Here is a 9,406-nt window from a genome sequence, read left to right as displayed (position 1 = left end):
AATTTTTAGTCCTCACGCAAATATCAGAAGTTTATCTTAAATGCTAACTTTTTTGCCAATTCCTTTACTTGAGAGAGGACTTGCCCCTAGTCACATGCCCGTTACAAATGGAACGTTACCAACTCTCCACTCTCACTCTCAAGTTTTAATAAAGGTTTACAGAACCTAGATATGAAGGGGTTTAGCAAATGTTGCCAAAGCTGCTTCTCGCACAGCCTCTGATAAGGCAGGATGCGCATGGCAACAACGTCCCAAATCTTCTGATGAACCACCAAATTCCATTAAAACCGCAATTTCATGGATCATTTCACCAGCACCAAACCCCAAAATATGTCCGCCCAAAACCCGATCTGTCTTTTTATCAGCAAGAATTTTAACAAATCCCTCACTCTTTTGCATGGCACGCGCACGACCATTGGCCATAAAAGGAAATTTTCCAACGTTATAATCAACACCGGCAGCTTTAAGCTCTTCCTCTGTCTTGCCTACACTAGCAATCTCCGGCTGTGTATAAACAACACTAGGAATGACATCAAAATTCACATGCCCTTTTTGACCTGCCAAAATTTCTGCTACAGCAACACCTTCTTCCTCTGCCTTATGTGCCAACATTGGTCCTTTAACCACATCACCAATCGCATAAATTCCTGGAATATTCGTCTTCCAGTGCGCATCGACGGCAATAAACCCCCGTTCATCCAACTGAACACCAACCTCGCTCAAGCCAAGTCCTTCCGTGTATGGAGAACGTCCAGTAGCAATAAGCACAACATCAGCCTCTAAAGTTTCAGAAACACCACCTTTGACCGCTTCAAAACTTACCTGAGCAACTGAACCAGATTGTGTAATCGCTGTTACTTTTGCACCAGTCTTATATTCAATTCCTTGTTTTTCCATTATTTTTTGGAATTGCCGTGAGACTTCACCGTCCATTGATCCTAAAACTTTATTAAGATATTCAATAATGGTAACTTTAGCCCCTAAACGGCTCCAAACCGAACCAAGTTCTGACCCAATAACACCAGCACCCACAACAATCATACGCGTTGGAACTTTTTCAAGAGCAAGCGCTCCTGTAGAGGATACAATAACCTTTTCATCCATTTCAACATTCACACCCGGAATGCCTGAACTCTCTGAACCCGTAGCGATAATAATATTTTTTGTTTCAATCGTTTGTTTGTTACCATCCCTTGCAACAATTTCAATTTGACCTGCGCTTAAAATTTTGGCTGTACCAAAAAAACTATCAATTTTATTCTTTTTCATCAAAAAAGAAACACCACTCGTATTTGCAGTGACAACAGCTTTTTTATGCGCCATCATTTGCTCAAGATTAAGCTTAGATTTTCCAATAGAAATACCAAGTGTTTCAAAACCATGTTGCGTTTCAGCAAAAACTTCTGAAGCATGCAATAAGGCTTTAGAAGGGATACAACCAACATTGAGACATGCACCACCTAGTGTTGTACGTTTTTCAATAATCGCCGTTTTAAGTCCCAACTGTGCTGCTTTGATTGCTGCCACATAACCACCTGGACCTGCTCCGATCACAACCACATCATAAGACATCCGCTTTTCCTTTCATCCAGAGAACTGCATTTTACAAGTCAAGAACCAGGCGTTCCGGATCTTCTAAACTTTCCTTAACACGCACAAGGAAAGTCACAGCCTCTTGCCCATCTACAATACGGTGATCATAAGAAAGCGCCAGATACATCATAGGACGAATAACTATTTGCCCGTCAACAACCATTGCTCGTTCTTTAATCGCATGCATTCCCAGGATACCTGACTGTGGTGCATTCAAAATCGGCGTTGACATTAACGAGCCATAAACCCCCCCATTGGTAATGGTAAAAGTTCCACCTTGCATATCAGAAACCGCTAATTTTCCATCACGAGCAAGACGCCCCAAACGACCAATTTCCTTTTCAATCTCTGCCAACGACATCTGATCTGCATGACGCACAACGGGAACGACAAGTCCTTTATCCGTTCCAACAGCAATACCAGCATTGACATAATTTTTGTAAACAATATCTGTTCCATCAATTTCTGCATTAACAGCAGGCAGCTCTTTTAAGGCATGACAAACAGCCTTGGTAAAAAATCCCATAAAGCCGAGTTTAACACCATGTTTCTTTTCAAAAAGATCTTTATAACGCTTGCGCAAATCCATCACAGCAGACATATCAACCTCATTGAATGTGGTTAACATTGCTGCTGTATTTTGTGCATCTTTAAGACGACGCGCAATTGTTTGACGCAACTTTGTCATACGAACCCGCTCCTCATGCATTTCCTGAACAGGAGCAGCTGAAGAAGAAGCAGCAAGAGCAGGTGATATTTTTGTTCCTTGTTCTAAGACACCAAGAACATCCTCTTTAAGAATTTGTCCGCGTTTTCCAGAACCTGCAATATCGCTTTTTGCAATATTATTTTCAGCCATCAATTTTGCTGCTGAAGGAGACGGTGACATTGCATCTCTTGGCGCCACACCACTGGAAGAAGACTGTTTCAGTTCAGATGACGCTTCTGGTATAGGCGTAGCAGAAGGTGAAAATGATTGGGAAACACCAGCTGCTGCTCCGGCTTCCACCAATCCTAACAGAGCCTTCACTTCAACCGTATCACCTTCTTTTGCAATGATTTCAGATAATTTTCCCGCAACAGGTGAAGGAACTTCAACCGTTACCTTATCAGTCTCTAATTCAACCAAGGGTTCATCCACAGCCACAGCTTCACCAAGCTTTTTAAACCACTTACCAACTGTCGCCTCGGTAACTGATTCGCCCAAAGTAGGAACACGGATTTCAGTAGTCATAATATTTTTCCATACATCAGAGTAATTAAGTTAAAAACCTAACGCGTCTTTAAGAAACGCGGCAAGCTGTTCAGCATGTTGTATCATCAATCCAGTGGCTGGTGATGCACTTGCAGGACGCCCAGCATAGCGTGCACGTGAATATTGGGCATTAATATGCGTCAAAACCCATTCTAAATAAGGCTCAATAAACGACCACGCTCCCATGTTTTTCGGCTCTTCTTGGCACCAAATAACCTCTGCCTGTAAGAAGCGAGACAACACGTCCACTAAAGCTTTAGCTGGAAAAGGATAAAGCTGTTCAAGGCGCAACAAATACACATCATCAATTCCCCTCTTTTCACGCTCTTCATAAAGGTCGTAATAAACCTTTCCTGTACAAAGAACAATGCGGCGAATTTTATTATCTTTTTGCAATTGAATCACAGAATTTTTAAGAACTTCTGCATCATCAAGTAACAAACGATGAAAGCGTGTCTCTGGTCCCATTTCATTGAGGAAAGAAACCGCCCGTTTATGACGTAAAAGTGATTTTGGTGTCATCAAAATTAATGGCTTACGAAAATCACGCTTAATCTGTCGACGCAAAATATGAAAATAATTTGCAGGAGTGGTACAATTAGCAACCTGCATATTATCTTCCGCACACAGTTGCAGGAAACGTTCCAAACGTGCTGAAGAATGCTCTGGTCCTTGTCCTTCAAAGCCATGAGGTAACAAACAGACAAGACCAGACATACGAAGCCACTTGCGCTCCGCAGATGAAATAAATTGGTCAAAAATGACCTGTGCACCATTAGAAAAATCACCAAATTGTGCTTCCCAAAGTGTTAATCCCCGTGGTTCAGCAAGAGAATATCCGTATTCGAAACCAAGAACGGCTTCTTCAGAAAGCATAGAATTAACCACTTCATAAATTGCCTGTCCTTTCTGCAAATTATTTAAAGGGATATACCGCGCTTCATTTTCTTGGTCGTAAAGAACTGAATGGCGTTGTGAAAAAGTTCCACGTTCAACATCCTCACCAGAAAGACGAACGGGTGCTCCTTCTAAGCAAAGTGAACCAAAAGCTAGAGCTTCAGCCGTTGCCCAATCAACACCTTCACCAATTTCGAAAATTTTAGCACGATTGTTCAAAAAACGTTGAATTGTTTTATGAACGTTAAAATCTGCTGGTATTTCGACAAGTTTTTTACCAATTTCCTTTAAAGTTTTTAACTCAACACCCGTCGTCCCACTATGTTGCTCATCAACGTTATTGGAAGCTTTAAGCCCTGTCCAGCTACCATCAAGCCAATCAGCTTTATTAGGCTTATAGGAAGTACTTGCTTCAAGCTCAATTTCAAGTTTATCGCGCCATAATTTCTTTTGCTGTTCAATCTCTTCTGCAGTAATCACCCCTTCTGCTACCAACTGATCACCATAAAGCTGAAGGGTCGTTTTGTGGTTACGAATAGCCTTATACATAAGTGGCTGTGTAAAGGAAGGTTCATCGCCTTCATTGTGCCCATAACGACGATAACAGAACATATCAATCACCACCGGTTTATGGAAAATCTGACGAAACTCTGTCGCTACTTTTGCAACAAAGACGACCGCTTCAGGATCATCACCATTCACATGGAAAATCGGCGCATCAATCATTTTTGCGACATCAGATGGATAAGGTGAAGAGCGTGAAAAGCGTGGATCTGTTGTAAAACCAATCTGATTATTGATAATGACATGCAGTGAGCCCGCAACACGATAACCTTTCAGTCCAGAAAGACCAAAAGTTTCTTGAATAACGCCTTGTCCTGCGAAAGCAGCATCACCATGAATAAGCAATGGCAAAACTTTTGAACGTTTATTTAATGGCAGTGTCTCAGTGCGTGTAGGGCCAACAAGTTGATCTTGTTTAGCGCGCGCCTTTCCAATAACAACAGGGTCAACAATTTCAAGATGAGATGGATTAGCCAAAAGCGACAAATGAACTTTTTTACCATCAAATTCAAGATCAGCTGAGGTTCCCAAATGATATTTAACATCACCTGATCCCTCTACATCATCGGGCTTATAAGATCCCCCTTTGAATTCATGAAAAATAGCCCGATGTGGTTTTGCAAGAACCTGAGAAAGAACGTTTAAACGACCACGATGAGCCATTCCTAAAACAACTTCCTGCACTCCCAAAGAACTACCGCATTTAATGATCTCCTCAAGAGCAGGAATCAATGCTTCACCACCATCAAGCCCAAAACGCTTTGTTCCTTTATATTTGGTATCTAAAAACTGTTCGAACCCTTCCGCCTCAATAAGCTTATGAAGGATCTCTTTCTTACCTTTTTGTGTAAAGGCAATGTGATTATTTGGTCCTTCAATACGCTCTTGAAGCCATGCTTTTTGAACAGGATCAGAAATATGCATATACTCTATACCAATTGTTGAACAATAGGTACGATTGAGGATTTCCAGCATCTGTGGAATTGTTGCGTATTCCAATCCTAAAACATTATCAATAAAAATTGGACGCTCATAATCAGCAGGAGTAAAACCATAAGCTTCTGGAGAAAGTTCTTTGTAATCTTCAATCTTTTCTGCTAATTGAAGAGGATCAAGCCTTGCACGAAGATGCCCCCGCGCTCGAAAGGCGCGAATCATCATAAGCGCATGAACAGAATCACGCGTTGCTCGAATAATATCTTGTTCGCTAGAGGTTTTTCCTTTTTGCACAGCAGCGGTTGCTGCTTTTTCTTTTAATTTATCACCAACATGCTTTTCAACAACAGACCAATCACCATCGAGAGCAGAAACCAGCTCATCACTTGCCTTTAATGGCCAATGATCACGTTGCCACGTTGCACCTTCAGCATTTTTGAGAACATCTTCTTTTTTATCCTGAAGGTTTTCAAAAAAAACACGCCACTGAGAATCTACACTGGTGGGATCTTTTTCATATTCGGCATAAAGTTGATCTATATAATCGGCATTTCCACCATACAGAAACGACGTTTGTGCAAAAAGACTATTTATTTCGTCCTGCCTTGCCATCTATCTCTCCGGAACATTGATTCCGTCTCCTTATATTTTTTTTGCAACCTTTAAATGCTTATAAAGCAAATGAGGGTCAGAAAATTTAAAAAAGTTTCACCTTCCTCATCTTCAACGCTTCATCTGAAAATGTCTTTTTATTCAGATGAAGTCTTAATTTTACCCCTTCAAAACCGACATCAAGGTCTTTCCTATCTGTGAGGGTGAAGGAGAGACTCTAATCCCTGCTGCTTCCATTGCTGCGATTTTATCTTCTGCCCCACCTTTTCCACCAGAAATAACAGCACCGGCATGCCCCATTGTACGTCCTGGAGGCGCTGTACGACCAGCAATAAAACCAACCACCGGCTTTTTACGACCTTTTCTTGCCTCATCTTGGAGAAACTGTGCAGCTTCTTCTTCGGCACCACCACCAATCTCACCAATCATAACAATAGATTGAGTTTCATCATCTGCTAAAAACATTTCCAACACATCAATAAATTCAGTGCCCTTAACAGGATCACCACCAATACCAATAGCTGTTGTCTGCCCAAGACCTTCATGACTGGTTTGAAAGACGGCTTCATAAGTCAAAGTCCCCGACCGTGAGACAACGCCAACAGAACCTTTTCTAAAAATAGAACCAGGCATAATGCCGATTTTACACTCATTTGGTGTGAGAATACCAGGACAATTAGGACCAATGAGACGTGATTTTGATTTTTCTAATCTTGCCTTTACTTTCACCATATCCATCACAGGAATGCCTTCCGTAATACAGATAATTAAACGGATCTCAGCCTCAATAGCTTCTATAATAGCTGCCGCTGCTCCTGCAGGAGGAACATAAATAACCGAAGCATCGGCGCCTGTTTTTTCTTTTCCTTCCGCAACACTGGCAAAAATAGGAAGAGCTTCACCTTTTGAACCTTCCCATGTTTCACCACCCTTTTTAGGATGAACACCACCAACCATCTGCGTACCATGATAAGCAAGCGCTTGTTCTGTATGAAAAGTTCCTGTTTTCCCTGTAAGCCCTTGAACGAGAACTTTTGTATCTTTATTCACAAGAATTGACATAGCTTAAGCTCCCTTCACGGCGGCAACAATTTTTTGAGCAGCATCATCTAAATCATCAGCAGGAATAACATTCAAACCACTGTCACTAATAATGGCTTTTCCCTGCTCAACATTTGTTCCCTCAAGACGAACAACCAAAGGAACCTTTAAACCAACTTCCCGAACAGCAGCAACCACTCCCTCAGCAATAACATCACAACGCATAATTCCACCAAAAATATTAACCAAAATTCCCTTAACATTTGGATCAGCCGTGATAATCTTAAAAGCAGCAGTTACTTTTTCTTTTGAAGCCCCACCACCAACATCAAGGAAATTTGCTGGTTCAGCGCCATAAAGCTTAATGATATCCATTGTAGCCATAGCAAGACCTGCACCATTGACCATGCAACCAATTGTGCCCTCAAGAGCAACATAAGCAAGATCATGCTTTGATGCTTCAATTTCCTTTGGATCTTCTTCTGAAGTATCACGCAATTCTAGAATGTCTGGGTGACGAAACAGAGCATTATTATCAAAAGAAACTTTTGCATCAAGAACACGCAAACGACCATTTTTCATCACGATAAGCGGATTGATTTCAAGAAGGCTCATATCTTTTTCACAAAACGCTTTATAAAGAATTGGAAAAAGCTTTTCTCCATCTTCTCGTGCACTATCGTGTAAATTCAATGCATCACAAAGTCTTGCACAATCAGCAGAACTAATACCTTGGGTAGAGTCAATGGGCAGAGTGAATATTTTTTCTGGTGTTTCTTCAGCCACTGTTTCAATATCCATTCCTCCTTCTGTTGAAACAACAAAAGCCACTCGACCAACACTACGATCAACCAAAAGTGAAAGATAAAGTTCCCGCTCGATATCAGCACCATCTTCAAGATAAAGGCGATTAACTTGCTTACCCTCTGGTCCGGTTTGCTTAGTGACCAAAGTCTTACCAAGCATCTCTTTCACATTTGCAACGACTTCTTCAACAGATTTTGCAAGTCGAACACCACCTTTTGCATCAGGATCGAGTTCTTTAAACTTCCCTTTACCACGACCACCAGCGTGAATCTGACTTTTAACCACATAGAGTGGCCCAGGCAATTTTTTTGCCCATTTTTCAGCTTGCTCTACAGAATAAACAGCAACACCATTTGCAATTGGTGCTCCATATTCATGAAGCAGACGTTTGGCCTGATATTCATGGATATTCATTCGCTTGTCCTTTTCTTTTATGGATCACTTACATTAATCTTTGAATCGTCATAATATTTTTACTGTTTTAATGAACAGAGTCTCACTTGAGTTATTTGAGTCCGGGTGCAACAGCGATACAAGCTTCACAAAGTTTTTGCACCGCACTCACTGATTTTTCAAAAGCACTTTTTTCTTCTTCATCAAGATCAATCTCTATCACCCGTTCAACACCCCCTGCACCAATGACAACAGGAACACCAACATAGGTATCTTTGACCCCATATTGCCCTGAAAGATAGGCTGCAACAGGAACAACACGCTTGGTGTCTTTCAAATAGGCTTCAGCCATAGAGACAGCAGAAGCTGCTGGTGCATAAAAAGCAGAGCCGGTTTTTAACAAACTAACAATTTCTGCACCACCATCACGAGTCCGTTGAATAATTTGATCAATTCTTTCTTGTGTTGTCCAACCCATTTTCACAAGATCGGGTAGAGAAATACCACCGACTGTTGAATAACGTACCAAAGGCACCATTGAATCACCGTGTCCTCCTAAAACGAACGCTGTCACATCTTTAACAGAGACCTTAAACTCCTCAGACAAGAAATAACGAAAACGTGCAGAATCGAGAACACCAGCCATCCCAACCACTTTTTGGGTTGGAAGACCTGAAAATTTTTGCAAAGCCCAGACCATTGCATCAAGAGGGTTGGTAATACAAATAACGAATGCTGAAGATGCGTATTTTTTAATCCCCTCACCAACCTGTTCCATCACCTTTAAATTAATACCCAAAAGGTCATCACGGCTCATACCAGGTTTTCGTGCGACACCTGCTGTTACAATAACAACATCGGCACCTTCAATTGCCTCATAAGAATGAGTACCAGTTAAACTGACATCAAAACCGTCAACTGGCGAGGATTCCGCGATATCAAGAGCTTTACCCTGTGGTATGCCTTCTGCAATATCAAACAAGACGACATCAGCAAGTTCTTTAAGCCCAATTATGTGTGCTAAAGTGCCCCCAATCATACCTGAACCAATAAGTGCTATTTTCTTTCGTGCCATTTCATTTTTCCTAACATTAGATAATTCAGCGTATAATCACCAGTGCCGATATACTAAAATATTTTCTTTAACTTTAGCCATCTTTTCAACACTATCATCAAAATCAAAAAGAGAAAGACTTCAAATTCATCAACTTTCTCTCCTGCTTCTCCTCATAGAAAAAAGCCCTCCACAGAAAAAGCTATAATGGTGTATCGATAAAGTGAATTTAAAAAAAATACAACAGAATTATT

General features: G+C 41.1%; 6 protein-coding genes. All 6 read right to left on the bottom strand.

Annotated elements, in window-relative coordinates; all coding sequences use genetic code 11:
* Nucleotides 1–165 precede the first annotated feature (165 nt).
* Nucleotides 166–1,572 carry a dihydrolipoyl dehydrogenase gene (lpdA, locus tag BN200_RS03050; protein ID WP_019220973.1) on the bottom strand — a complete coding sequence of 469 codons (1,407 nt, stop codon included), beginning with the start codon at nucleotides 1,570–1,572 and terminating at the stop codon, nucleotides 166–168.
* 31 nt (nucleotides 1,573–1,603) lie between these two features.
* Nucleotides 1,604–2,827, bottom strand: a complete 1,224-nt coding sequence (gene odhB / locus BN200_RS03045) for a 2-oxoglutarate dehydrogenase complex dihydrolipoyllysine-residue succinyltransferase (protein WP_019220972.1) — start codon at nucleotides 2,825–2,827, stop codon at nucleotides 1,604–1,606.
* A gap of 30 nt (nucleotides 2,828–2,857) precedes the next feature.
* Nucleotides 2,858–5,857 carry a 2-oxoglutarate dehydrogenase E1 component gene (locus tag BN200_RS03040; RefSeq protein WP_019220971.1) on the bottom strand — a complete coding sequence of 1,000 codons (3,000 nt, stop codon included), beginning with the start codon at nucleotides 5,855–5,857 and terminating at the stop codon, nucleotides 2,858–2,860.
* A 159-nt stretch (nucleotides 5,858–6,016) separates the two neighbouring features.
* A complete protein-coding gene (gene sucD, locus BN200_RS03035; RefSeq protein WP_019220970.1) occupies nucleotides 6,017–6,919 on the bottom strand; it encodes a succinate--CoA ligase subunit alpha in 903 nt (300 codons plus the stop codon).
* A 3-nt stretch (nucleotides 6,920–6,922) separates the two neighbouring features.
* Nucleotides 6,923–8,119 carry an ADP-forming succinate--CoA ligase subunit beta gene (gene sucC / locus BN200_RS03030; protein WP_019220969.1) on the bottom strand — a complete coding sequence of 399 codons (1,197 nt, stop codon included), beginning with the start codon at nucleotides 8,117–8,119 and terminating at the stop codon, nucleotides 6,923–6,925.
* A 91-nt stretch (nucleotides 8,120–8,210) separates the two neighbouring features.
* The gene (gene mdh, locus BN200_RS03025; RefSeq protein ID WP_019220968.1) at nucleotides 8,211–9,173 is read right to left on the bottom strand and encodes a malate dehydrogenase; all 963 of its coding nucleotides are present in this window, start codon (nucleotides 9,171–9,173) and stop codon (nucleotides 8,211–8,213) included.
* Between the last annotated feature and the right edge of the window lie 233 nt (nucleotides 9,174–9,406).

It is taken from the genome of Bartonella senegalensis OS02 (assembly GCF_000312545.1).
In the GTDB taxonomy this organism is placed as follows: Bacteria; Pseudomonadota; Alphaproteobacteria; order Rhizobiales; family Rhizobiaceae; genus Bartonella; species Bartonella senegalensis.
This window is presented reverse-complemented; position numbering and strand designations above follow the sequence as displayed.

Excerpts from the sequence above, each read along its gene's own strand:
- lpdA (WP_019220973.1), bottom strand. The coding sequence starts at position 1,572 with ATGTCTTATGATGTGGTTGTGATCGGAGCAGGTCCAGGTGGTTATGTG.
- BN200_RS03040 (WP_019220971.1), bottom strand. The coding sequence starts at position 5,857 with ATGGCAAGGCAGGACGAAATAAATAGTCTTTTTGCACAAACGTCGTTT.
- odhB (WP_019220972.1), bottom strand. The coding sequence starts at position 2,827 with ATGACTACTGAAATCCGTGTTCCTACTTTGGGCGAATCAGTTACCGAG.
- sucD (WP_019220970.1), bottom strand. The coding sequence starts at position 6,919 with ATGTCAATTCTTGTGAATAAAGATACAAAAGTTCTCGTTCAAGGGCTT.
- mdh (WP_019220968.1), bottom strand. The coding sequence starts at position 9,173 with ATGGCACGAAAGAAAATAGCACTTATTGGTTCAGGTATGATTGGGGGC.
- sucC (WP_019220969.1), bottom strand. The coding sequence starts at position 8,119 with ATGAATATCCATGAATATCAGGCCAAACGTCTGCTTCATGAATATGGA.